The sequence below is a fragment of the Desnuesiella massiliensis genome (assembly GCF_001403615.1).
GTDB classification, from domain to species: domain Bacteria; phylum Bacillota; class Clostridia; order Clostridiales; family Clostridiaceae; genus Desnuesiella; species Desnuesiella massiliensis.
Genome location: NZ_LN879457.1, coordinates 496773 through 521505 on the forward strand (window position 1 = coordinate 496773; position 24733 = coordinate 521505).

22 protein-coding genes are annotated in these 24733 nt (G+C 31.7%); 16 read left to right on the forward strand and 6 right to left on the reverse strand.

The genetic code is table 11. The features are described from left to right. Positions 1 to 8: 8 nt before the first annotated feature. Together BN2665_RS20285 and BN2665_RS20290 are read right to left on the reverse strand one after the other, a co-directional pair. Positions 9 to 512 (reverse strand): PH domain-containing protein, encoded by a 504-nt coding sequence (locus tag BN2665_RS20285; RefSeq protein ID WP_055668935.1) that lies wholly within the window; start codon positions 510 to 512, stop codon positions 9 to 11. 249 nt (positions 513 to 761) lie between these two features. Continuing rightward, positions 762 to 1163, reverse strand: coding sequence for a hypothetical protein (locus tag BN2665_RS20290; RefSeq protein ID WP_055668936.1), 402 nt, complete (start codon positions 1161 to 1163; stop codon positions 762 to 764). A 210-nt stretch (positions 1164 to 1373) separates the two neighbouring features. Here BN2665_RS20290 and BN2665_RS20295 point away from each other — a divergent pair, with 210 nt between their 5' ends. The 11 genes from BN2665_RS20295 (at position 1374) to BN2665_RS20345 (ending at position 15359) form a co-directional block, all read left to right on the forward strand. Further along, positions 1374 to 2264 carry a LysR family transcriptional regulator gene (locus BN2665_RS20295; protein WP_055668937.1) on the forward strand — a complete coding sequence of 297 codons (891 nt, stop codon included), beginning with the start codon at positions 1374 to 1376 and terminating at the stop codon, positions 2262 to 2264. Positions 2265 to 2454: 190 nt separating this feature from the next. Further along, positions 2455 to 3978: a glutathione ABC transporter substrate-binding protein gene (locus tag BN2665_RS20300; protein WP_055668938.1), complete on the forward strand. Its 1524-nt coding sequence runs from the start codon at positions 2455 to 2457 to the stop codon at positions 3976 to 3978. 154 nt (positions 3979 to 4132) lie between these two features. After that, the gene (locus tag BN2665_RS20305) at positions 4133 to 4552 is read left to right on the forward strand and encodes a DUF3785 family protein (RefSeq protein ID WP_055668939.1); all 420 of its coding nucleotides are present in this window, start codon (positions 4133 to 4135) and stop codon (positions 4550 to 4552) included. A 187-nt stretch (positions 4553 to 4739) separates the two neighbouring features. Beyond that, positions 4740 to 5426, forward strand: a complete 687-nt coding sequence (locus BN2665_RS20310; protein ID WP_055668940.1) for a FadR/GntR family transcriptional regulator — start codon at positions 4740 to 4742, stop codon at positions 5424 to 5426. 126 nt (positions 5427 to 5552) lie between these two features. Further along, entirely contained in the window at positions 5553 to 8702 is a 3150-nt protein-coding gene (locus tag BN2665_RS20315; protein WP_055670023.1) for an alpha-mannosidase, read from the forward strand. A 25-nt stretch (positions 8703 to 8727) separates the two neighbouring features. Next, positions 8728 to 9726 carry a M42 family metallopeptidase gene (locus BN2665_RS20320; RefSeq protein ID WP_055668941.1) on the forward strand — a complete coding sequence of 333 codons (999 nt, stop codon included), beginning with the start codon at positions 8728 to 8730 and terminating at the stop codon, positions 9724 to 9726. Between the two features lie 38 nt (positions 9727 to 9764). Further along, positions 9765 to 11414, forward strand: coding sequence for a peptide ABC transporter substrate-binding protein (locus BN2665_RS20325; protein ID WP_055668942.1), 1650 nt, complete (start codon positions 9765 to 9767; stop codon positions 11412 to 11414). A 78-nt stretch (positions 11415 to 11492) separates the two neighbouring features. Then, positions 11493 to 12440 (forward strand): ABC transporter permease, encoded by a 948-nt coding sequence (locus tag BN2665_RS20330; RefSeq protein ID WP_055668943.1) that lies wholly within the window; start codon positions 11493 to 11495, stop codon positions 12438 to 12440. Between the two features lie 18 nt (positions 12441 to 12458). Next, positions 12459 to 13373: an ABC transporter permease gene (locus tag BN2665_RS20335; RefSeq protein ID WP_242866021.1), complete on the forward strand. Its 915-nt coding sequence runs from the start codon at positions 12459 to 12461 to the stop codon at positions 13371 to 13373. Between the two features lie 13 nt (positions 13374 to 13386). Then, a complete protein-coding gene (locus BN2665_RS20340; protein ID WP_055668945.1) occupies positions 13387 to 14400 on the forward strand; it encodes an ABC transporter ATP-binding protein in 1014 nt (337 codons plus the stop codon). Positions 14401 to 14402: 2 nt separating this feature from the next. Continuing rightward, positions 14403 to 15359 carry an ABC transporter ATP-binding protein gene (locus BN2665_RS20345; RefSeq protein ID WP_055668946.1) on the forward strand — a complete coding sequence of 319 codons (957 nt, stop codon included), beginning with the start codon at positions 14403 to 14405 and terminating at the stop codon, positions 15357 to 15359. A gap of 114 nt (positions 15360 to 15473) precedes the next feature. Here the strand turns inward: BN2665_RS20345 and BN2665_RS20350 are convergent, their stop codons facing one another. Beyond that, the gene (locus BN2665_RS20350; RefSeq protein WP_055668947.1) at positions 15474 to 16076 is read right to left on the reverse strand and encodes a DUF308 domain-containing protein; all 603 of its coding nucleotides are present in this window, start codon (positions 16074 to 16076) and stop codon (positions 15474 to 15476) included. A 203-nt stretch (positions 16077 to 16279) separates the two neighbouring features. Between BN2665_RS20350 and BN2665_RS20355 the strand changes: the two genes are divergently transcribed. Both BN2665_RS20355 and BN2665_RS20360 read left to right on the forward strand, forming a co-directional pair. Beyond that, complete coding sequence (locus BN2665_RS20355) at positions 16280 to 16798, forward strand: GNAT family N-acetyltransferase (protein ID WP_074042374.1); 519 nt, start codon at positions 16280 to 16282, stop codon at positions 16796 to 16798. Between the two features lie 65 nt (positions 16799 to 16863). Beyond that, positions 16864 to 17088: a hypothetical protein gene (locus tag BN2665_RS20360; RefSeq protein WP_055668948.1), complete on the forward strand. Its 225-nt coding sequence runs from the start codon at positions 16864 to 16866 to the stop codon at positions 17086 to 17088. Positions 17089 to 17384: 296 nt separating this feature from the next. Here the strand turns inward: BN2665_RS20360 and mraY are convergent, their stop codons facing one another. Beyond that, a complete protein-coding gene (gene mraY, locus BN2665_RS20365) occupies positions 17385 to 18347 on the reverse strand; it encodes a phospho-N-acetylmuramoyl-pentapeptide-transferase (protein WP_055668949.1) in 963 nt (320 codons plus the stop codon). Between the two features lie 257 nt (positions 18348 to 18604). Between mraY and BN2665_RS20370 the strand changes: the two genes are divergently transcribed. Beyond that, positions 18605 to 19615 (forward strand): hypothetical protein, encoded by a 1011-nt coding sequence (locus BN2665_RS20370; RefSeq protein WP_055668950.1) that lies wholly within the window; start codon positions 18605 to 18607, stop codon positions 19613 to 19615. Positions 19616 to 19646: 31 nt separating this feature from the next. Here the strand turns inward: BN2665_RS20370 and alr are convergent, their stop codons facing one another. Both alr and BN2665_RS20380 read right to left on the reverse strand, forming a co-directional pair. Continuing rightward, positions 19647 to 20804 (reverse strand): alanine racemase, encoded by a 1158-nt coding sequence (gene alr / locus BN2665_RS20375; protein ID WP_055668951.1) that lies wholly within the window; start codon positions 20802 to 20804, stop codon positions 19647 to 19649. 22 nt (positions 20805 to 20826) lie between these two features. Then, positions 20827 to 22278, reverse strand: coding sequence for a UDP-N-acetylmuramoyl-L-alanyl-D-glutamate--2,6-diaminopimelate ligase (locus tag BN2665_RS20380; RefSeq protein WP_055668952.1), 1452 nt, complete (start codon positions 22276 to 22278; stop codon positions 20827 to 20829). A gap of 186 nt (positions 22279 to 22464) precedes the next feature. Between BN2665_RS20380 and BN2665_RS20385 the strand changes: the two genes are divergently transcribed. Both BN2665_RS20385 and BN2665_RS20390 read left to right on the forward strand, forming a co-directional pair. Continuing rightward, complete coding sequence (locus BN2665_RS20385) at positions 22465 to 23361, forward strand: AraC family transcriptional regulator (protein WP_055668953.1); 897 nt, start codon at positions 22465 to 22467, stop codon at positions 23359 to 23361. 18 nt (positions 23362 to 23379) lie between these two features. Further along, complete coding sequence (locus BN2665_RS20390) at positions 23380 to 24687, forward strand: Na+/H+ antiporter NhaC family protein (protein ID WP_055668954.1); 1308 nt, start codon at positions 23380 to 23382, stop codon at positions 24685 to 24687. Positions 24688 to 24733: the final 46 nt, after the last annotated feature.

Below are 24733 nucleotides of genomic sequence, written 5' to 3' on the forward strand. Positions count from 1 at the left end.
ATTTCCTCTTAATCTTCCTTGTTATTTTCTTCAGCTTCTAGGTTTTTACTAACTTTTTGGTGAACTTTATCTTTAAGATATTGAGATAACTCTTCTGCTTTTTCTTTGGTTATGTTAGGAATTTCATGCATACCTCCAGCGGTATGGATTTCTATATTTGAAAGACCAAGCTTTCTATTTATAGGGCCTTGGCTTGTCTTAATATGTTGGATTCTTACAATGGGTATAAGGGTGGTTTTTATAAAGTAAATACCATGAACCAGCTCAATCTTATCTTCGGTAATAGTATATTGCCATTGTTTGTACTCTATAGTGGGATATACAAAGGTATTTAATATCAGCAGCAAAATAATTAAAGCTATAATGATACTAGCAATCCATCCTTTATCACCAAGTTTATTATGGGCAATAACTCTAATAGTGATAGATAAAGCCGAAAATATTATTAGTGCAATGAACCTTGAGATAAACCAAGATTTTTTTGCTTTAACATCTAACTTGCTGTAATCCAATTTAGAAGCACCTCCATTTCTTTTAGACATCCTAAGAAAAATAACAGGTGAAGGATGTCTTAATACATTATACAGTATTTATTAACATTATTAAAATTAACTATAGTTATTTAAGATACATTTAAGATTCAAAGACATTTTAGAGTAAAATATATTTTAAGCTTGAAGTGATGAATATAATAGAAAAGCATAACAAAGGAGCCTCTTTCTTTAATTAGAAAAAGGCTCCTTCGAACTTCTTATCTATTATTATGGATTATTAGAAATCATTCTTACGGAAACAGCAGTGGCTCTAATAGGATAGATCATTGCTACTGGATCATTTGTAAAAATTACTTCAACAGTATCTCCTACTTGGATATCAGAAACACTATAAAGTCTTTTAAGGTTATCCTTTAATATGATAGTGTGGATATTAACGTGTACTGAGGCCTTATCATACAAGGTATCCTTCTCCACATTTCCTTCAACTAATAAGTTGGCACCATCCTTACCTATATTAATATCCTTTACCACACCTCTAATTGCAATTTGTTGTTTTACAGGGCTTGGCTCCACTATAGGAACAGGATTAGGTGTTTCTCCATTTTGAGCATATCCGGGAACAAGAAATAGTGAAAGAAGAACAATAATAGACATTAATTTTTCCATAAACTCATCTCCTCGTTTTAAAAATTTTTCCTACTAATTAGACGAAGAGAAAGAGAAAAAGTTATAGTTTTCCTAAAAACATTTCTTGATAGTGAACATAAAGTCAACTCCTTGTACATTGTTTACTTGATTTTAACATCACGAGAATATAAAATCTAATTATAAATACTTGTTTATATATAATTAGTACTTATGGAGGCAATGTATAAAATGTTAGATATAAGAGTAGAATCTTTTTTATCTGTATGCAAAAATAAGAGCTACACCAAAGCTTCAGAGGAGCTGTGTATAACTCAACCAGCTGTAACTCAACATATTCAATTTTTAGAAAAGCAATACGATTGTAAACTATTTGAATATACCAATAGAGAATTAAGGCTTACTAAAGCAGGAGAGCTTTTCTATAAATACGCTAAAAATACAAAAGCTAATGAAGAGATAATCACCCGTAAATTGCAAGAGATAAAGAAAGAGAATAAGAAGTTAGAGTTTGCAGCTACTTTAACTATAGGTGAATTTACCCTTGCACCGGTTTTAGGAGATTTTATAAAAGCTTTTGAAGAATATGATGTAACCATGTATGTGGATAATACAGAAATGGTACTTCATATGCTGCAGCAAGGTAAAATTAGCTTTGCCTTAGTAGAGGGGCTCTTTAATAAGGCTGATTATGAAGCAAAATTATATAAAAATGCTAGTTTTATTTTAGTAGCTCCTGTGACCCATCCTTTGGCAAGTAAAAAGGTTGTATTATTAGAAGAACTTAAAAACGAAACCCTTATAGTACGTGAAAAAGGTTCTGGTTCTAGGGAGGTCTTAGAAAGAGGACTTTTTGATAAAAATTATACCCTTGATAATTTTAAAAATATTATTGAAATTGGAAATGTTAATGTTATAAAAACCATGATAAAAAGTGGTATAGGTATTAGCTTTATGTATAAAGATGCAGCTCAGGAGGAGATAAGAAAAAAGCAGCTTGCAGAGATTAAAATACTGGATTTCGTTATAGAAAGAGAATTTAATTTCATATATCTAAAGAACCATATAGGAGAAGTTGAGCTTAGTATGTTTTTTTCTTTTTTTAAACATAATATTAAATGATAATCCAAAGCCTACCATAGCGTATAATATAATAAACACTATTAATATTTTCAATATGCTTAGTTAAAGTTATATTATTTTTCAATAGCCAATACATTGTTGAGTACTTTACTATGAATTGCTAGGATGATACAATATTATAATGTTAAAAAACTATTTACATAAAGTTTAATTTTAAGGAGGAGAGAAAATGGCTAATAAAAAAATAATATCTGTAATTACCTCAGCATTGCTTTTTACATCTATATTGTTAACTGCTTGCACAACTAAAGAAGGTCAAAAGACTGTTCAAAAGGATACTTTGGTTGTAGCAAATGCTATGGAAACAAAGTCCTTAGATCCGCAAAATGCTAATGATGGTTCTTCTACTAGAGCAGGTATGGCTATATATGATAGATTGGTTGAAAGAAGCGAGGATATGAAATTAGTACCTGGTCTTGCGGAGAACTGGGAGAATAAAGATGCTAATACTTGGATTTTCAACTTAAGAAAAGGAGTTAAGTTTCATAATGGCGAAGAGCTAAAGGCTAGCGATGTTAAATTTACTTTAGAAAGACAAAAAAAATCTAGTAGAGTAGGATTCTTAGTATCCTCTATAGATACTGTTGAAACAGATGGAGACTATAAGGTGATCATAAAGACAAAAGAACCCTTTGCTCCACTATTATCTAATTTAGCCCATAATGGTAGCGCTATATTAAATGAAAAAGCAGTAAAGGCCGCTGGGGAAGACTATGGTCAAAAACCAGTTGGAACTGGTCCTTTTAAGCTTACTCAATGGGTAGCTGGTGACAAGATGGTGTTAGAAAGATTTGATGAATACTTTGGAGGAAAGGCTGGAGTAAAAAATCTTATCTTCAAGACTGTACCAGAGGCTTCAAGCAGAACCATCGGCTTAGAAACAGGAGAGATAGATATTTCCGTAGATATTGAACCTGTAGATAAGGAGAAGATAAAGAGCAACTCAAAATTAAAAATGGAGCAAACTCCAACTTTAGGATATGCAAATATATGGTTAAATAATGCTAAAAAACCTTTTGATAATAAATTAGTAAGACAGGCAATAAATTATGCAATAAACAAGGATGCCATAATAAATTCAGTATTATATGGCGTAGGCGAAAAAGCAAACACAGTATTAGCACCATTGGTATTTGGATACAATAAAGACATAAAAGGTTATGAATATAACGTGCAAAAAGCAAAAGAATTATTAGCACAAGCTGGTTATACCAACGGATTTGAGTGCAAACTATGGGTTAGTTCATCTACTTCTCAAATAGGAGAGGTTATTCAAGCTCAATTAAAAGAGGTTGGAATAAATGTTAAGATTGAATCCTTAGAAACTTCCGCTGGTTTGGAGAGAACTGGTAAAGGTGAGCATGATATGTATATAGGTGGTTGGACAACTGTTACAGCAGATCCAGATTACGGCCTATATCCAACCTATCATAGTTCACAAAAGGGTCCAGCAGGTAATAGATCTTTCTATGGAAATGCTGAAGTTGATAAATTACTGGACTTAGGAAGAAAGACTATTGATGAACAAGAAAGAATAAAAATTTATAAAGAAGCTCAAAAGCTAATCGTAGAGGATGCTGCAGATGTTCAATTATACTTCCCAGGAAGAATAGTCGGAATGCAAAAGAATATAGAAGGCTTCACAGTGCATCCTGCCAGCTATCACAGATTTAACAAAGTTACTTTTAAATAAAAAATAAATTTTACTATTATACTACGCTGAGTATTGCTTAGCGTAGTTTTACTGTATATAAGTAATTATAATAGAAATTATTATAATAATTTAATAAAAATAAAAGTTAAGGTATAATGTATAAATAGTTAAAGATAACAAAAGGAGATAAACAATGGATAACTACAAATTTATTTTTAAGGATAAAACTTATGAGCTATCTAAAGAAAATTGCCTCTACCTAATGAATGATGAAGAAAATGAAGTTAAGGGTATAGATGCTTCAGAAATTATAGAGCTTATAAGACAGTGGCCAGAAGTTAGCTTTGATCTAGCATATTATGATGAGGCTTGTGAGAAATGTTTAAATGGGAAAAAGGAAAAGCTAAGGGCTTTTAATTTTTTAGAGTATCATTTTTATATTTTTACTAAGGAAAATCAATATGTAATCAGCAACATATCTAAAGAATATGAAAATACCACTTTCACTCAATTACTAAAGTCAGAAAAGATTGATAATAGCTATATTGTGATGATAATGGTATGTGAGCATTGTGGAGCATATGCCGTAGAGATTGAGCAATGTGATATGTAGAGTAGGGTAATAATTAAAATAGAAGTTAAACAATTAAAATAGAATTGTTAACTTCTATTTTTAATATACTGATAATTCAAAAATAATTTAAAAAGCTATTGATAAATTAAAAAGGTTTATATATAATAAATTTAAGGTGTATGATAGCTTATAGGTAATATCATTTAAAAGATTTAGGTGGTTGATTATGACGTTTATAAAAAGAGTTTCCTTACAATCAGAGATAATTGAATTCATGAAAAATTATGTAGAAGAAAAGAATTTGAAAAGTGGAGACAGGTTACCTTCTCAAAACGAACTTATAGAAATGCTAGGAGTGAGTAGGACATCCTTAAGAGAGGCCATAAAAACTTTAGAGGCTAAGGATTTTCTCCAGGTAGTCAATGGAAAGGGGATTTTTTTAAAAAATGCTTCTTCTGATATTCTATACACTCAAATAGAATTTAAAAAAGAAAAGGAAAGTATATTAGAACTATTAGAGGTTAGAAAGATTTTAGAAAGAGAAATAATGAGCCTTGTTATAAAAAATGCCACAGAAGAAGAATTAGATAAAATAGAAAAAATACTAAATATAGTTATGGAAAAGTACAATAAAGGAGAAAAGCAAAATAAAGAGGACAAGGAGTTTCACTTAGCTATATATAAGTTTTGTCACAATAAAATTATGTATCAGCTTATTTTGTCCATAGAAGATATGCTTTCAAAGCTTTGGAATTTCCCATTAGGGTTAGAAGATCCTTTTATAGATACTATACCATTGCACAGAGACTTATTTGATTGCATAAGAAAAAGAGATGTTAAAAAGACTCAAGCTATAAATGATAAAATATTACATATGATGTATGATGAGGTGAAGAATGCAGAGTTAAGCTAGATTAGCTATGTAGTGCACCTAATTTTTTTAAAAGAACCTATATGATAGCTTATAGCATATAGCTTATAGGTTATAACATAGAATATAGTAGTAAATATTTAATTACTAGAATGGAAGTGATGTATGATGCTATTTGAACTTGAAAGAGTAGAAAGAATACTTATGGATATTGAAAAATCTATATATCCTGGGAGTGTTAAAATTAAAGGCTTTAAAGTTAAAGATGGAAAGTTTGATGGTGGACAAGAGCCCGAACTAGATGATTCAAAATGGGAGAATTATAATCTAGGAGATTTTTGGGGAGAAGAAGATAAACATAGGTGGTTTAGAACAGAAGTTGAAATTCCTAAAGAGTTCCATGGCAAGTTTGTTGTTTTCAATATAACTACTGGCCTTGAAGGAGAATGGGATGCTACCAACCCTCAATTCTTAATGTACATAAATGGAGAGTTAGTACAAGGCTTAGATATAAATCATAGAAGAGTGACAATAAGCAAAGAAGCTACTGCAGGTAGAAAATACAAAATAGCACTATTAGCCTATACGGGCTTAATTAAAGAAAAGACTAAACTTATTGGAGAGCTTAAAGTATTAGATAGCAATATTGAAGAGTTTTATTATAATCTTAAGGTTCCTTATTCCGCAGCAAGGATTTTACAAGATGAAGATGATAATAAGATGAATATATTAAAAATTTTGAAACAAGCAATAAATCTATTAGATCTTAGAAAGATATACTCAAAGGAATTTTACGCTTCTATTGATGAAGCTAATAATTGTTTAAAAGAAAATTTTTATAAGGATATAAATTATAAAAGTCCACTGGTAACAGCGGTAGGACACACTCATATAGACGTAGCTTGGTTGTGGACTGTAAGTCAGACTAGGGAAAAGGCTGTGAGAAGTTTTTCAACAGTGTTAAAGCTAATGGAAGAATATCCTGAATATACCTTTATGTCTAGCCAGCCACAGCTATATGAATTTGTAAAAGAGGATGAACCAGAGCTATATGAAAAGATCAAAGAAAAAGTTAAAGAAGGACGCTGGGAAGTAGATGGTGCTATGTGGCTTGAGCCAGATTGTAATATACCTTCTGGAGAATCTTTGGTTAGACAAATGTTATTTGGTATGCGGTTTTTTGAAAAGGAGTTTGGCGTAAAGTGCAAGACTTTGTGGTTACCTGATGTATTCGGTTACAGTGCGGCCTTACCACAGATAATGAAAAAATGTGGAGTAGACTACTTTATGACCACAAAGCTCGGCTGGAATCAATTTAACAGGATGCCTAATGACACCTTTATGTGGGAGGGTATTGATGGAAGTGAGATATTCACTCATTTTGTTACCACCTGCGATTACAGTAAATTTGATGCTGATAAGGCTACCTTTAGCGGAATAAACAGCAAGACTACCTATACGGGAAACATAAACGCAAATCAGACCATGGGCACCTGGAAAAGGTATCAAAATAAAGATTTGAATGAAGAAACACTTATGCTCTATGGTTTTGGCGATGGAGGCGGAGGCCCTACTGAAGAAATGCTAGAAAATGCAAAAAGATTAAAGTACGGTATACCAGGCCTTCCAAGATTAGAGCTAGGAAAAGAAATAGAATTTTTTAATAGAGCCTATTTAAAAATGAAGGATTGCAAAAAACTTCCTAAATGGGTAGGAGAATTATACTTTGAATATCATAGAGGGACCTATACCTCTATGGCAAAGAATAAAAGGTTTAATAGAAAGAGTGAAGTTTTATATGGAGACATAGAAACCTTAGCCTCTTTTAATAGGTTCTTAGGTAAGGAATATCCAACAGAGCAGCTTAATAACGCATGGAAAACTATATTACTAAATCAATTCCACGATATAATTCCTGGAACCTGTATAGAACCGGTTTATGATCAAACGGATAAAGAGTACACAGAAATCCTTGAAAATGGCAATGAACTTTTAAAGGAAAATTTAAAGAATCTTTCTTCTCAAATAGGCTTGGAGAAAAGATCTATAGTGATTTTTAATACACTATCCTTTGATAGATCTGACATTGTAGAGGTGAATATTCCTAAAGGTCTAGAAATTAAGGCTTTAAGGGATATAGAGGGAAATGAAATAAAGGTTCAGTACTCTGAAAATGGAGAGTCTATAATAGCTTTTGTTGAGAAAATTCCATCTAAAGGATATAAGGTTTACGACATAGTTGAAGGAAAATGTTCTGAAGAAAGCATTCTAAATATAGCTAATAAAGCTATAGAAAATCAGTTCTACAATATAAAATTTGATGAGGATTACAACATAGCTTCTATATATGATAAGAAAAATAAGAGAGAAGTATTAAAAGAAAAGGGTAATGTACTACAAGCCTTTGAAGATAGACCTATGAATTGGGAAAACTGGGACATAGATATATATTATAAAGAAAAAATGTATGAGATAAATGACCTACAGAAGGTTGAGGTAATAGAAGAAGGTCCAGTTAGATGTGCTTTAAAACTAACAAGGAACTTCTATGATTCATCCATAGAGCAAATAATTTATGTATATCATCATGTACCAAGAATTGATTTTAAAACAAAATTAAATTGGAAAGAGCACAATATACTTTTAAAGGCTGCTTTCCCTGTAGATATTAATTCTAGTAAAGCAACCTATGAAATTCAATATGGAAATGTGGAAAGAGAAACTCATGATAATACCTCTTGGGATTTAGCCAGATTTGAAGTTTGTGGCCATAAATGGGCTGATTTATCAGAGGCGGGGTATGGTGTTAGCTTATTGAATGATTGTAAGTATGGGTATGACATAAAAAATGGAGTAATGAGATTAACCTTGCTTAAATGTGGTACTTATCCTAACCCTAATGCAGATATAGGAGAGCATGAATTTATCTATTCTCTATATCCTCATGAAAATACTTGGAGAGAAGCTAATACTCAGCAACAAGCTTACAACTTAAATGTACCTATGCACAGCATAATAGAGGAAGCTCATAAGGGCGTTTTACCTAAGAGTTTATCTATGTTCACCTTGGACAAGCATCACTGTATGGTAGAAGTGGTTAAAAAGGAAGAGGATGGAGAAGGAGTTATCTTAAGAATATATGAGTATATGAATAAGAGGTCAAAGGTTAAACTAACAAGCTTTAAAGCTATGGAACAGGTTTTTGAATGTGACCTTTTAGAGAATAAGCTAAATGATATATCAAAGGATTCTTATGAATTCGAATTTGATATAAAGCCTTATGAAATAAAAACTTTTTTACTTAACTTTAAAAACTAATAAAAAATTAATTGGAGGGTGAGGCATGCTATTAAAAGAATTAACTCAGTGCTTTGGTGTAAGCGGTTATGAAGAAAAAATAGGGCAGCTAATAGTTGGCAAGATAAAGGATATGGTTGATGAAATTACCATAGATGCTATGGGTACTATTATTGCATTTAAAAAAGGTAATGGAGAGAACAAAAAGAAAATAATGGTAGCTAGCCATATGGACGAAATAGGATTTTCAGTTTTAAATATCACTGACAAGGGTTATGTAAAGGTAAGAAATGTAGGCGGCATTTCTGCTCATGTGTCTTATATGAATAGAGTAGAATTTAGAAATGGAGTAACTGGAATAATAAGCTCCATAGAAAAAAGCGAGAATATAAAAAATAATGAGATAAATAAACTTTATGTGGATATAGGAGCTAAGTCTAAAGAAGATGCCTTAAAGTATGTGAATATAGGAGAACCAGCTTGTTATGTGGGGGAATACCATGAGCTTAAAAACTCTTGCGTAACAGCAAAAGCTATAGATAACAGAATTGGATGCTATGTGTTAATTGAAGCCTTAAAAAAGCTTAAGGACAGTTATAATGATGTGTATTTTGTATTCACTGTTCAAGAAGAGGTGGGATTAAGAGGGGCTACAGCCTCTGCAAGAAGAATAAAACCAGATATAGGCATTGCAGTAGATATAACAGGTTCCTTTGATGTACCTTTTGAAACTGATGGAAATGCAGTTATAGGTAATGGAGCTGCTATTAAGGTTATGGATACTGCGGTAATCTGTGATGATTACTTAGTTAAGGAAATGATAAAATGTTCAGAAGAAAACCATATAAAATACCAATTAGATGTGCTTTTAGGTGGAGGCACTGATGCAGGGGCTATAAATATTTCAAATTATGGAGTAAAATGCTGCGGTATATCCATACCTACTAGATATGGACATGGGCCTAATGCGGTAATCAGTATGGAAGATACTGAAGCCTGTGTGGAACTTTTAAAAGAATATGTAAACCTTGAATTTAAGTTTTAAATAAATCTAATAACCTACTTATTAAGGAGGATTTTATTATGAATAATAAAAAAATTATAGGAGCATTAATGACCGTCTTTATGATGGTGCCATTATTTGCTGGATGTTCAGGTAAAAATACTACTAGTGTTGGTGCTAGTAAGTCACCACAAGAGATTAATGTAGCCTTTGGTGATGATATGGAGTCAATGGACCAATCAAAAATGGCAGATACTGTTCCAGGAACTATACTTAATCAGGTAAATGAATGCTTAACAAGAATTGAAAACAACAAGTTAGTAGCAGCTGGAGCAGAGAAGTGGGAAACATCAGCGGATGGGCTTAAATGGACATTCCACTTAAGAGATTTTAAGTATAATGATGGTAAAGCAGTAAAGGCACAAGACTATGTGTATGCATTAGAAAGATTATTTGACCCTAAGGTAGCATCACCTAATGCAGCATTATTTTATGTAATAAAAGGCTCAGAAGAGTTTAACTCAGGAAAAGGAAAATTTGAGGATGTAGAAGTAAAAGCTGTAAACGATAAGACTTTAGAAATAACTTTAAAGGAATCTACACCTTACTTCTTACAGTTATTAACTATGAGCTGTATAGGTCCATTAAGAAAAGATGTGGTAGAGGCCCAAGGAGATACTTATGGCACGGATAATAAAAAGCTAGTTTATTCAGGACCTTTTGTGGTAGATGAATGGGCAAAGGGATCAAAAATTATTCTTAAGAAAAACCCAGAATATTGGGGAGCTAAAGATGTTAAACTTGAAAAGGTAAATGTTCATATAGTTCCAGAGATGGCTACTCAAGAGCAGATGTTTGATAGTAAACAATTAGACATTATCGATTCGGTTAAAACAGAATATTCAGATAAGTTAAAGGATAAAGTTTCAAAGGGAGAAGTTATAAAAGCAGATGGTTATGAACCAGGTAATGGTTATGTAGCTTTTAACTCTAAAGATAAAAATAAGATATTTACTAACGCTAAGGTAAGAAAAGCCTTTTCACTAGCCATAGATAGAGAACAATTAATTAACAATGTAACTAAGAGAGGCACACCAGCTTACGGTTTCGTACCTTATGCTATAAATGTGGGAGATATAGAATATAGAAAAGAAGCAAAAGAAACATTAAAAGATGTAAAGGGTGACCCAAAGCAATTATTACAAGAAGGTTTAAAGGAATTAGGATTAAATCCAAATGACCAAATCACAGTAAGTTATTTACAATCAAATACAAAGCAGACAACAAAGTCTACTGCAGAGTTCTTCCAAAATCAATGGGAAAGTAAGCTAGGAGTAAAGGTTAAATTAGATATAGCTGGAGATGGAGCTACCTTTAATAAGATGATAAGAAGCGGAGAATTCCAAATAGTTCAAAGTGGATGGGGCGCTGACTACAATGACCCTATGAACTTTTTAGAATTATTGATGACAGGAAACGGAAATAATATACCTTTATATTCTAATGAAAAATATGATGCACTTGTTAAGTCTTCTCAAAAGACAAATGATATGAAGAAGAGACTTGAAATATTTAAAGAAGCTGAAAATATAATAGTTAATGAAGAAGCATTAGTTGCACCACTTTCCTACGCTATTAAACAAGCCTATGTTCAAAAATATGTTAAGAATATGAGATTAGAAGTATTTAGTACTAAATATGATTTTAGAAGTGCAACAATAGAAAAATAACAAAGCCCAATGTATAAACTGTTATAGCTTTCTATAACAGTTTATACATTAAAATTATAAGGAGTAGGGGGAGGACAAGTGGCAAAATATATTATAAAGAAAATTATGTATTTAATCCTTACTATGTGGATAATAATTACTGCTACCTTTTATTTAATGAATACGTTACCAGGAGATCCCATCCAAACTGGGGCTAAAATATTGCCACCCAAAATAGAAGCTAATTTAAAAGCAAAATGGGGATTAGATAAACCCTTAAACGAGAGATACATAATATATATGAAAAACCTTTTGAAGGGAGATCTAGGAGAATCCATGAAAAATCCTGGTCAAAAAGCCAATGACATAATAAGAGAAAAGTTTCCCGTATCTGCTAGATTGGGTATACAAGCAATGATTTTAGGGTCCTGCATAGGTATTGTTTTAGGAATTATTTCTGCCCTTAAAAAGAATAGTATTACAGATAGGTCTATAGTATTTTTTTCAATATTAGGAGTTTCAATACCAAGCTTTGTATTCGCGGCATTACTACAAAAGTGGATTGGTGGAAATTTATTGCCTATAGTAGGGTGGCCTACAGAAAACATATGGCTTTCAGGCTGGGAGTATACAGTAATACCTACTCTGGCAGCAGCCTTAGGTTCCATAGCTACCTACTCAAGGTTTATGAAAAGTTCAGTATTAGATGTTTTGAGCAATGATTATATATTAACGGCAAAAGCTAAGGGGTTATCAAAGGGACAAATAATAAGAAGGCATGTCTTAAGAAATTCAATGATACCCATAGTAACTATCTTTGCACCACAGTTAGCAGGTGTTGTAACGGGTTCATTTGTAATAGAAAGGATATTTGCTATACCTGGACTAGGAAAATATTATGTTGAGAGTGTAACTGTTAGAGATTTTACAATGATTATGGCTACTACAGTATTCTTTGCATTCTTATTTATAGTATCCATGGTTCTAATGGATATATTATATTGCGTTGTTGATCCAAGAGTAAGAATAGCTTCAAAGGAAAGGTAGTGAGTATAATTGGAGCGTATAGAATTAAAAGAAGAGTTATTTGCATTAGATTATGAAAATCACTCAAATGCAGATGAAATAGTAAGGCCAAGCATGAGTTTTTGGCAGGATGCTTGGAGAAGATTAAAGAAAAATAAAATGGCTATGGTATCACTAGTTATTTTATGCCTTATAATGTTAGCATGTCTTATTATACCCATAGTTACAGGCAATGCCTTCCAAGCTCAAAATACTACTTTAGCACATCAAAAGCCAAATATGCAGAGTTGGTTTGGTCGTGATGAACTGGGCAGAGATAATTTTCTTAGAATATGGGCTGGAGGCAGAGTATCTATTTTAATAGGATTAGTGGGAACTGCTATATCTCTAACCTTTGGAGTATTATATGGAGGTATAAGTGGATATTTTGGTGGAATAGTTGATGATATAATGATGAGAATAGTAGAAATTATAGTTGGAATTCCTTATATGATAGTGGTGATTTTAATGTCTGTAGTATTAGGAAAAGGTTTAGTTCCACTTATGATTGCACTATGCTTAACAAGTTGGACAGGACTTGCCAGATTAGTAAGAGGTCAAATACTTCAGCTAAAAGAATCAGAATATATAATTGCAGCTAAGACCTTAGGCACAAGCCATTGGCGTATAATAACCAAACATCTTATACCAAACACCTTAAGTGTAATAATAGTTAATACAACCTTCCAAATTCCAGGCTTTATATTTGCAGAGGCATTTTTAAGCTTTATTGGATTAGGAATTCAACCGCCGGATACTAGCTGGGGAGCCATGGCAGCTGTAGGACAAGTTAACATGAGCTATTACCCTCATGAGCTTTTATTTCCTGCTTTAGCTATTAGTGTAACTATGCTTGCCTTTAATTTACTTGGTGATGGACTAAGGGATGCCTTTGATCCTAAGCTCCGTCAATAGAGGAGGAAAACTTATGGAAAAGTTACTTGAAGTTAAAAATCTTAATATATCTTTTCACACCTATGCAGGAGAGGTTAAGGCCGTAAGAGGTGTTAGCTTTGAGGTAGGAAAAGGAGAATGCTTGGCTATAGTTGGAGAGTCAGGCTGTGGAAAAACTGTAACCTCAAAAAGCTTACTAGGGCTTATAAGTTCGCCTCCAGGAGAAATAAAAAAAGGTAGCGAAATAAACTTTAATGGTACCAATGTACTAGATTTTTCTGAGAAACAATGGAGAGCATATAGAGGAAGAAAAGTAAGTATGATATTTCAAGATCCCATGACTTCATTGAATCCAACTATGAAAGTTGGAAGGCAAATAGCAGAGAATATAATATTACATAAAAAAATAAGCAAAAAAGAGGCCATGGAGGAAGTTATTAATTTACTTAAATCCGTTAACATACCTAATGCAGATATAAGAGCTAATGAGTATCCTCATCAATTCTCAGGAGGTATGAGGCAGAGAGCTATGATTGCCATGGCATTAGCCTGTAATCCTGAATTGCTCATTGCAGATGAACCTACAACAGCTTTAGATGTTACCATTCAAGCGCAAATATTAGACTTAATGAAGAATATCAAGGGAAAGTTAGGAACCTCTATAGTATTAATAACCCATGATTTAGGTGTAGTAGCCGGCATTGCAGAGAGAATAGCAGTAATGTATGCAGGTAAAATTATAGAAATAGGTATGAGAAATGAAATATTTTACAATCCTAACCATCCATATACTTCATCATTATTAAGATCTGTACCTAGATTGGATTCAACTAAAGATCAAGAGCTTCAATCTATAAAGGGCACTCCTCCTGATTTATTAAATCCGCCTAAAGGCTGCGCCTTTGCAGCAAGATGTAATCATAGGATGAAAATATGTAGCTTAGAAGCACCAGAAACCTACAAATTAAGTGATACACATGAAACCTCCTGTTGGTTATTACATCCTATGTGTAAGAAGAAAAATCTTCAAGAATTAGGAGGTAGATAGCCATGTCAGCAGAAAAATTGATAGAAGTAAAAAATTTGAAAAAATATTTTAAAATTAATAGTAAATCTATTCTAAAGGCTGTAGATGATGTTTCTTTTGATATCTTCAAAGGAGAAACCCTAGGATTAGTTGGAGAATCAGGTTGTGGTAAAACCACTTGTGGAAGAACTATGCTAGGTGTGTATAATAAGACTGGAGGACAAGTATTTTTTCAAGGAAAAGATGTCCATAACCTTAATAAAGGAGAAAAGAAAAACTTTAATAAAAATGCTCAAATAATATTTCAAGATCCCTATGCATCTTTAAATCCAAGATTAACGGTTTTAGATATTATTGCTGAGGGTATTGATGCCCAAAATCTATATAAGGGAAAGGAAAGAGAAGAAAAGGTTTATGAGTTATTAAGACTAGTAGGTTTAAATAAGGAGCATGCGAACAGATTTCCTCATGAATTTTCAGGAGGACAAAGACAGAGAATAGGTATAGCTAGAGCATTAGCTATAGAACCAAAATTTATAATGTGCGATGAACCTATTGCAGCTTTAGATGTATCAATTCAAGCTCAAATTGTAAATCTTTTAATAAAGCTACAAAGAGATTATGATTTAACTTATCTTTTTATAGCCCATGATTTATCAATGGTAAAGCATATCTCAGATAGAATAGGAGTAATGTATTTAGGAACCATGGTGGAGTTAGCTGAAAGTAATGAATTATATAAAAAGCAATATCATCCATATACTCAAGCCTTACTTTCTGCAATACCAATACCAGACCCCAAAATAGAGTTAGCTAGACAAAGGATAACCCTAGAGGGAGATGTTCCAAGCCCTATTAATCCAAAGCCAGGATGTAGGTTTCAAGGAAGATGTAGATATTATAAAAAAGTATGTGGAGAAGAAAATCCAATACTTAAGGAAGTTAGTTCAGGTCACTACGTGGCATGTCACTTATATTAATATGTAGATAAGTGAAATAGGGCGCCTTAAGTAAGGTTTATAATAATATTTTGTCTTAAAAAAATCCTCTAAGGAGTCCAGCCCTAGAGGATTTTTTGCTATAAGCAGGATTTATTAATCCTCTTTATTTTCTAATGATTTGTCGTTTTCTATAATCTCCACATCTTTTGCATCAATTATTATAGCCTTATCTACGTATTTCTTAATATATAAGGAATAAAAAAGCAATTCTATACCGCTGCATAAAAAGTATATTCCCATTAAACTGGTTAAGGATAAGAATTCCTTATAAGGCTTAAATACTATCATCAAAGCAGAAGCTAAAGCTAATAGACATAAAACTGGTGCTGCATACCAGTATTTGGCATTTCTCTCCTTAAAGGAATAAAAAAGAGCTATTAAAGAATTATATGTACACCAAAGACCTAGGATTAAGCCAAAGGACAATAAGGATAAATTTTTATTGAAATAGAATACAGCAGCTACTATTATAAATATAACTCCCTCAAAGATACTTAAATAAAGTAGATAGTTCTTTTCAAAATTATTTTTATTAATGAAAGTTTTAATTAACTTTATTATTCCTAAAGTCAATAATAAGAGCTGAAAGAACAAAGATAAAATTGAAATGGATTCTACAGGGTATACAAGACTGATGATACCAATAAATATAAATAAAACTCCTTGAGCTATTAATGATAGCTTACTCTCCTTCATAAATATTACCTCCCTCATGCTATTAGTATTTATAATTATTATAAGATAAAAACCAATAAAAGAGAAATTTTTCTAGTGGAAAATATATTAAAGTTTTATAAAATAGTATAATTTGTTATAATGGTAAATAATGGTTAGTTTATAATTAACCATATACTGTGTAATATAATTTATAAAATAAATAATTAGGAAGTGTATTTAAAGTGAGCAATATTATTGAAAAGTCTAGTATTATAGTTCTAAGAACTACTGAAGAAAAAGATTTAGAGTTTGTAGTTAATGCTGAAGGAAATCCTATCAATGCTCAGTATGTGACAGTGTGGTCAAGGGAACAACATAAGAATGCCTTGTTGGAAAAGGATATTCTACATTTAATTGTTGAAGACTCAGTTACAAATAAGCCTGTAGGCTATGTGATTATAGCAGGAGTTAAAAATCCTAGTAAAAATATTGAATTTAGAAGGATTGTCATATCAGATAAAGGAAAGGGTCTCGGAAGAGAAACTTTAAGATTAATAAAGAAAATTGCTTTCAATAGGCTAGGAGCACATAGGCTGTGGTTAGATGTTAGATGTAAGAATCTTAAAGCACAAAGTCTCTATAAATCAGAAGGCTTTGTTGAAGAGGGCACTTTAAGGGAGTGTGTCTTTTATAATGGTGAATACGAATCACTTATTATAATGTCTATTTTAAAAGAGGAATATAAGGGATTTACCTGTTAACAAGGTATTAGAACTATTAAAATAAATTTAGATTATAAAAAAATTTTCATCGAGGTGATTTAAAAATGCCAATAATAGATAAACGTAATAAGCTTCAAGAAGAGTTGTTTTCATATAAGGTGTCCAAAGATAAAAGAGTATTTATATTTTGGCATGGGAAACAAGTGATGATACTTAAGGGCACAGAAAGTGAAAAGTTTTTAGCAAAGATTTTAAATGCTACCCCTTTTGAAGCTCAATTGATTATGGCTAAAGTAACAGGGAATTTTAAACATGGAAATGAAAAATAACTATTTTTAAATGCTAAAAATAAGAGCTGTGTCATAAGGGGAAAAATCCATTATGCACAGCCCTTTTGTTTAGAAATATAAATTATTTTGTTTCCATTCTATCGCTCCACTGAAGTGTAAAGTTACCTTCCGCCTTTATAGGCTTTATAATAAGCTTGTACTTATCTATATTGCCCGAGGATTTAAGGACTAGAGGTTTAAAACTAGCAATGTCCTTTACTTCTTCTTTTTTATTGAGAGAATTATTAAGATAATTTGATGGATAAGTTAATTCTCTATAGATTTTTCTATCTTCATTAAAGTCCAGCTAAGCTAATAAAGCCTATTAAGCATAATATTACTGTAATAATAGAAAATATAGCTACAATCTTTACTTCATGCCAGCCGCACAATTCAAAAGAGTGATGTAGGGGGGCCATTTTAAAAACACGTTTTCCAGTGAGTTTAAAAGCTGTTATTTGTATTGCTACGGATAATATTTCAGTAACAAATATTCCCCCCACTATTATGAAGATAAGAGGGAGCTTGAGCATTATGGTTATTGTAGCCATAGTTCCACCAAGAGCAAGAGCTCCTGTATCGCCCATTATTATTTTGGCAGGGTAATGATTAAATTTTAGAAAGCCTAACAAAGCTCCTACCATAACTGAGCAAAATATAGATAAGCTATAATGACCTAAGGAGAAGGCAATAAGAGTGAAAAAAGTCATAACCAATAAAGAAATTGAGCCAACTAGGCCATCAAGCCCATCTGTTAAATTAACAGCATTAGTGGCAGAAACATAGTAAAATACAATAAAAGGTATATATAATAGCTTCATATTCCAAAGGCTTTTCTTAAAAGGAACGATGATTTCTTTGCCTATGTAAGGATTAATATAGCAATAGAGAGCAAAGAAACAGGAAGCTGCAATGAGCAGCAACAGCTTTTGTAGTGAAGTTAAGCCTTCATTGTTTTTATGTAATATTTTTAACCCATCATCTAATAGCCCTATAAACCCGAATACTATTAAAGCATATAGAGATAATTTTACTTCTATATTATATTTTTTAAATATAAAAAGCATAGTAATAATGGTGGTGAATATAAATATAAGCCCTCCAAAGGTTGGGGTGCCAGCTTTTTTCTTATGGCTTTTAGGGCCATCTTCTCTTATATACTGTCCTAATTTATATTTATGCAGTACTGGAATTAAAAGCTTTCCTAATAATAAGGATATAAAAAAACCTATGATACCATAAAAAATTATTACTTCCATTTTCTAATCTCCTTTTAAAATATGGTCTACTTGCTTGCTAAAGTGCATATAAATGTAAGTTCGTTGACATTTTTACATTTTCTTTGCTACACTTTATATAGAGTCATTCGTTAAAGTATTGATAAGCTTATCTCAAATTAATTATAGGGTAAGAATCATATTATTTAAGGTTTTTTCAATTTGTTGAAAAAGTCTAAAAAGTTGTTTTTCTATAATGATTTTAAAAGGTTTATATTCGTGAGGAGGAGTAGCTTAATATGGCTGAAATAGGCTGGGAAGACACATTGATTCATAATATTAAAAGAAATATTAATTGGATATTAGAACAAAATTATGAAAATAACCAAACCTTAATGGCTAAGGATTTGGATATTAAGATAAATACTCTACATACTTATATAAATTCTATAACCAAACCACCAATAACTTTTTTATACAAGCTTTGTGAAAAAAGTGGTATAACCTTAGACTCGCTAACCAAAGAAGATTTTTATATACAAAATGAGAAGATGAGAAAAAAAGAAGTAGTTAGGCAGCTTTATAATAGATATAAAGGTCAATATTATGCCTATTTTTTTGTGGTAGATTCCAATTCTCTAAAGGAAGGTCTTATTCAAGAGGCTTCGATGAAAGTAAATGAAGCTGGTAGTGTATCCTTTCACATATTAAATTCAGAAAAACAATTTTTAGGTAATTTGATAATGGGAGAGGAGCTTGTGTACTTCGATTTGAAAAGCTCTAAGGAGAAAATTAACATAGTCATTAAAAATCCAGGCAGGAATATAAAGGAAAGCTATACAGGGGGAATGGGTATAGTTAATATATCTTCACCTGAGGATAATAGGATACCCACTGCCCAAAAGATTATAATAAGCTCAGTAAGAATTCCTATAGAAAGATATTTTAGCACCTTAAAGGATTTTCTAAAGATTAGCAATTATATAAAGATAAGAAAAAAGTTCTTGTTAGAAATACTTAATAGCAAGATTATTATCAAGGAAGAAAGATATGAAAAAATAAAGCATATAGTAGAAAATCATAAAATTTCAGATGAAGATAGAATAGCTTTAAGTGAAAAAGAAATGAATTTATTATACAGGGCCTTAGATAAAGAGGAATTTTTAGCTTTTAAAGCTTATCTAGACCGCATGGAACATGAAGGAGGGGCAGTAGCTTTAGGAGCTGTGAAGGTAAACTTAGATGAAGATAATATGGTTTATAGGTTTATAAAAAATGAATTTAGGCATTTAGATTATAAGCGAACCTAGCTCCTGAGTTAATAGGGGCTAGGTAAGTAACTTAAATATAATGCTGAATCTTAACAATCTCATTATTTCTTAAATAGACTCTAGGAACTCTTCTTCCAATGTTACAAAGTGGCTCATAGTTTATAGTATTTAAAATATGAGCAAAGTCCTCAGCGTCAAATTTTATATCATTTTCATAGCCTAAAAGAGTAACTTCATCATAAAGGCTTACCTCTCCTATATCAGTTAAATCTATCATGCATTGGTCCATGCAGATATTACCTATGATAGGAGCAAATTTACCTTTAACTATTACTTTGGCTTTATTGGATAAAGGTCTTGAATAACCATCTTCATACCCCACAGGAATGGTTCCTATAATGCTTCTTCTTTCTGTTTTGAAGGTTCTGCCGTAGCCTACAGATTCATTGGCTTCTAGGGTCTTTATATGCATTATTCTAGTTTTCCAGGTTAACACAGGTTTTAGGGGAAGCGCTTCTTTATTTACCTCTTGTGAAGGGTAATAGCCATACTGAATTATCCCAGCTCTAACATAATCGTAATGGCAGTAGGGCATATCTATTATGGCCGCACTGTTTGATACATTTTTACCGCCTAAATCAATATTATATTTTGAAAGCTCTTGCTGAAACCAAAAGTATCTTTCTAATTGCAGCTCCGAATAACTCTTATCTTTGTAGTCAGCAGTGGAGAAATGGGTAAATAGGGACATTACCTTTATACTATTCATAGCATAGATAGCAGCTATGTCATTAATACTTTCTTCACTTTGATTAAAGCCTATTCTTCCCATACCAGTATCTAAGGCTATGTGAATCTTTGAAATCTTGCCTAATTTTTTAGCTGCGTTAGATAATTTATTGGCAAAAGCTAGGGTTGAAACAGTGACTTCTATATCATATTCAAGAATTTTCTCTATAGCCCCCTCATAGCTGAGACCTAATATGATAATGGGAGCATTTATGCCATTTTCTCTGAGTTCTATAGCTTCCATTATATTAGCCACTCCAATCTTTTGTATTCCGTTTTTGATAAGAGCTTTAGAAACTTCTATAGCACCATGCCCATAGGCATTAGCCTTTACTACTCCGATTATATTGCTATGACCTGACTTTTTCTTAATACTATTTATATTAAAATCTAGATTATCTAGATTGATTTCTGCCCATACAGGATGTAATAAATTCATATAAAACAACTCCTACAATTATTTATTTAAAAAAATCTTCAACTACTTCTACATCACTAAAATGAATGGTTCTATCTCTAAGAATCTGATAGGTTTCATGGCCTTTTCCAGCAATTATTATTGCATCGCCTTCCTCTGCTAGAGTTAAAGCCTTATGAATGGCTTCCTTCCTGTTTTCTATCTTAAAATAACTACAATGAGTGTTTTTTATTCCATCTTCAATATCATTTATAATATCCATAGGATTTTCACTGCGAGGGTTATCAGAGGTGAGTATGCAAATATGGGCTAAACTGCCAGCTATTTCACCCATAATAGGTCTTTTAGACTTATCTCTATCTCCACCACAGCCAAAGACCACAATGACTTTATTTTTAGTTAAAGCTTTGGTAGATTTAATTATTTTTTCTAGGCTATCAGGACTATGAGCATAATCCACTACTACTAAATAATCATGAGGAACGCTTACAATTTCAAACCTTCCTGATGCGCTTTTAACCTTGAGAACCGCCTGTGTGATTTCTTCTAAAGTGAAGCCCAGACTATGACATACTGCTATGGATGCAAGAATATTGTATACATTAAATCTCCCTAATAGCTTAGTTTTAACTTTATAAAGTTTATTTTGGAAATATAGATCAAATTCTGTACATTTAAAAGAGTATTCTATATTATCAGCTTTAAAGTCACTATCTGTTTCAATTCCATAGGTTATTATAGAAGCTCTGGATTTCTCCATTATTTCTTTTGACATAGCATCGTCTGAATTTATTACTGCACTTTTGCACATGCTAAATAGCTTCATTTTAGCATTTTTATAATTTTCCATATTACCGTGTTCCTCGAGATGGTCTTGAGTTAAATTAGAGAATACCCCTATGCCAAAATCACAGCCTGTCACTCTATGTTTGGACAGAGCAGAGGAGGTAACCTCCATGACCACATATTCAGCTCCTTCCTTTGATATTTCATCAAAAGAAGCTTGAAGCTCAATGGAGTCAGGGGTAGTAGGATTAAGCTTTTCTGTTTTTAATTTCTTGTCATTTACTAGATTTTCAATAGTACCTATCAATCCTGTACTTTTATTTAAACTCTTAAGTATTTCATATATAAATAAGGATATAGAGGTTTTGCCATTGGTACCTGTAATCCCTATAAGCTTAAATTTGCTGGAAGGATTTTTGTAGTATATATTAGCTATGTGAGCCATAGCTAGCCTTGTATCATTAACTTTTATAACTGGAATATGCTTTGGAATATCCTTTACTTCATGTTCTATTATTAATGCTGAGGCGCCAGCTTTTATAGCCTCTAATGCGTATTGATGTCTATCTACATTTCTGCCTTTTACACATATAAATAAGGAACCTTTAGTTACTTTTCTTGAATCCCAGCTTATTGAGGATGCCTCGAAATTTTCATCACCCTGTATGATCTCATAAGGAATATCATTTAGTAAATCTTTTAGTTTCATAAATATAGCCTCCACAAATTTTATTTTTGTGATACAATAATATTATATTTTTAATTTTTACTAGTTTTAATGCTTATGTTGCTTATAATATTGCAAAAAATGCTTAAGATGTCTCAGAAAAGTAAGTAGCAAATATATTTGTGTATTTAGCTATTTATTTTTGAGAGCTAAAGGGAGGTTAAGAAAATTAAGGAAAATGAAGCTTTAAATATTATTAAAAGAGGATATTTAAAAAATGACTTTGAATATTTTCATATAAAGGACAAGAAAAGTTTAGAATTTGATTTTCACTATCATGACTTTAATAAAATAATAATTTTTATATCCGGTAATGTAACCTATTTAATAGAAGGAAAAGCTTATAAGCTAAAACCTTGGGATATTCTTTTGGTAGGCAGCAATGAGATACATAAACCTTTAATTGAAGAAGGGGGAACCTATGAGAGGATTATTTTATGGGTTAACTCCTCTTTTTTAAAACAGCATAATAGTGAAGACTGCAATTTGTTAACCTGCTTTGAGATAGCTGCTATGCAAAAGTTTAATCTCATGAGAGTAAACCCAGATGCTTTAAGTGAAATAAAATATACATTGTTTCAACTAGAAAAGGCATGCTACCATGAGAGTTTTGGGAAAGGAATACTAAAAAATGCTTTATTTTTACAGTTCATAGTTAGTATAAACCGAATCTTCCTAGCCAGAGATTTAGAGAAAGAGATAAAAGATGTAGAATATGATGAAAATATAGTTTCTCTTTTAAATTATATAAATGACAATTTGTCAGAGGAGCTTACTATAGAGGAGCTCTCCTTAAAGTTTTATATGAATAAGTACTACCTCATGCATAAATTTAAAAAGCAAACAGGATATACTCTGCATAACTATATACTTCAGAAAAGACTTGTATTAGCTAGCTCTTTAATAAAAAAGGGCATGCCTATTACAGAGGTATATATAGAAAGCGGTTTTAGTGATTATTCTAATTTTATAAGAGCTTTTAAAAATATGTTTGGATTACCACCTAAAAAATATTATAAGGCTGTTAAAGATATAGAAAGCTTATACAATAGAAAAGGATATTAGTTTGGAGTGTGGATTAATATGATATTTAGTTTTTTAGTTATATTTTTACTTATAATTGCCGCAGTTATATTGAATATTCCTTTAGTCTATCCTTTACTTATAGGTCTTATAATATTAAGTTTTACTACTTATAGAATAGGATATAGCATAAAAGAGATTGTTTTCATGATATTTAAGGGAGGGAAAAAGTCTCTCTCCATTATAAGGATTTTTGTTCTGATAGGTGCAGTTACAGCAGTTTGGATGGCTTGTGGTACTGTAGAAGTCATTGTTTTTTATGGAATAAAGCTAATAAATCCTAATTTATTTGTTTTATATGCTTTTTTAATAACCTCTATAACCTCTTTTTTACTAGGCACTTCTTTTGGAACTGTAGGTACTATAGGAATTGCTTTGATGGTATTAGCAAAGGGGGGAGGGGTTAATGTAAATGTAGCTGGGGGAGCTATTATAGCAGGAGCTTATTTTGGAGATAGATGCTCTCCTATGTCCTCCATGGCTAATTTAGTATCAGAAATTACAGATACAAATATATATGAGAATTTTAAAAATATGTTTAAGAACACAATAATACCATACATAATATCTCTAATAATTTACTTTTTTATATCCTCAGCCTATAAAATGAATATTAGTGGGAATATCCTAGAACAAGAGCTTATTAATAATTTTAACTTAGGATTTATAACTATATTACCAGCTCTGCTCATCTTCGCTTTTGTATTTTTAAAGATTGATGTTAAGAAAGCTATGTTAGGAAGTATTGTTGTAGGGATGATAATTGCCATCCTTGCGCAGAAAACTTCTTTTATTTCTTTATTAAAATATATAATTTTTGGATTTAGTATGGATTCTTCTTCAGAGCTTAGTAAGGTAATGAAGGGAGGAGGAATTTTGTCCATGCTAAAAATTGCAGGTATAGTGCTTTTATCCTTTTCTTATTCAGTGATATTTGAAGAGACCAATATGCTAAAGAAAATAGAAGGATTGGTAGATAGGTTGTCTTTAAAGTTAGGAGTTTTTACTACTACCTTAATAATAGCTATAATAACTGCCACTGCTTCCTTTACACAAGCTCTCTGCGTAATATTGACTAATCAATTAGTTAAAAAATTATATAATAAAGATGATAAATATCAATTATCATTAGCTTTATCTAATACCTCAGTGATGGTTTCAGGTCTTATACCTTGGAATATAGCTTCTCTTGTTCCTGCTTCTATGCTATCCCTTGGAGCAGGCTTCATACCCTTTGCAGTTTATATGTACTTGGTACCTATTATAAATTTATTAATGAATAAAAAAATAAGAAAAAGATATGCATGAAAATATAAATTCCTATGACAGCAGTTTGCTTTCATAGGAATTTTAC

What these genes read in the sequence shown, in the direction of transcription:
- BN2665_RS20290 (WP_055668936.1), bottom strand. Translation starts at nt 1,163, where the DNA reads ATGGAAAAATTAATGTCTATTATTGTTCTTCTTTCACTATTTCTTGTT.
- BN2665_RS20295 (WP_055668937.1), top strand. Translation starts at nt 1,374, where the DNA reads ATGTTAGATATAAGAGTAGAATCTTTTTTATCTGTATGCAAAAATAAG.
- BN2665_RS20300 (WP_055668938.1), top strand. Translation starts at nt 2,455, where the DNA reads ATGGCTAATAAAAAAATAATATCTGTAATTACCTCAGCATTGCTTTTT.
- BN2665_RS20305 (WP_055668939.1), top strand. Translation starts at nt 4,133, where the DNA reads ATGGATAACTACAAATTTATTTTTAAGGATAAAACTTATGAGCTATCT.
- BN2665_RS20310 (WP_055668940.1), top strand. Translation starts at nt 4,740, where the DNA reads ATGACGTTTATAAAAAGAGTTTCCTTACAATCAGAGATAATTGAATTC.
- BN2665_RS20315 (WP_055670023.1), top strand. Translation starts at nt 5,553, where the DNA reads ATGCTATTTGAACTTGAAAGAGTAGAAAGAATACTTATGGATATTGAA.
- BN2665_RS20320 (WP_055668941.1), top strand. Translation starts at nt 8,728, where the DNA reads ATGCTATTAAAAGAATTAACTCAGTGCTTTGGTGTAAGCGGTTATGAA.
- BN2665_RS20325 (WP_055668942.1), top strand. Translation starts at nt 9,765, where the DNA reads ATGAATAATAAAAAAATTATAGGAGCATTAATGACCGTCTTTATGATG.
- BN2665_RS20340 (WP_055668945.1), top strand. Translation starts at nt 13,387, where the DNA reads ATGGAAAAGTTACTTGAAGTTAAAAATCTTAATATATCTTTTCACACC.
- BN2665_RS20345 (WP_055668946.1), top strand. Translation starts at nt 14,403, where the DNA reads ATGTCAGCAGAAAAATTGATAGAAGTAAAAAATTTGAAAAAATATTTT.
- BN2665_RS20350 (WP_055668947.1), bottom strand. Translation starts at nt 16,076, where the DNA reads ATGAAGGAGAGTAAGCTATCATTAATAGCTCAAGGAGTTTTATTTATA.
- BN2665_RS20360 (WP_055668948.1), top strand. Translation starts at nt 16,864, where the DNA reads ATGCCAATAATAGATAAACGTAATAAGCTTCAAGAAGAGTTGTTTTCA.
- mraY (WP_055668949.1), bottom strand. Translation starts at nt 18,347, where the DNA reads ATGGAAGTAATAATTTTTTATGGTATCATAGGTTTTTTTATATCCTTA.
- BN2665_RS20370 (WP_055668950.1), top strand. Translation starts at nt 18,605, where the DNA reads ATGGCTGAAATAGGCTGGGAAGACACATTGATTCATAATATTAAAAGA.
- alr (WP_055668951.1), bottom strand. Translation starts at nt 20,804, where the DNA reads ATGAATTTATTACATCCTGTATGGGCAGAAATCAATCTAGATAATCTA.
- BN2665_RS20380 (WP_055668952.1), bottom strand. Translation starts at nt 22,278, where the DNA reads ATGAAACTAAAAGATTTACTAAATGATATTCCTTATGAGATCATACAG.
- BN2665_RS20390 (WP_055668954.1), top strand. Translation starts at nt 23,380, where the DNA reads ATGATATTTAGTTTTTTAGTTATATTTTTACTTATAATTGCCGCAGTT.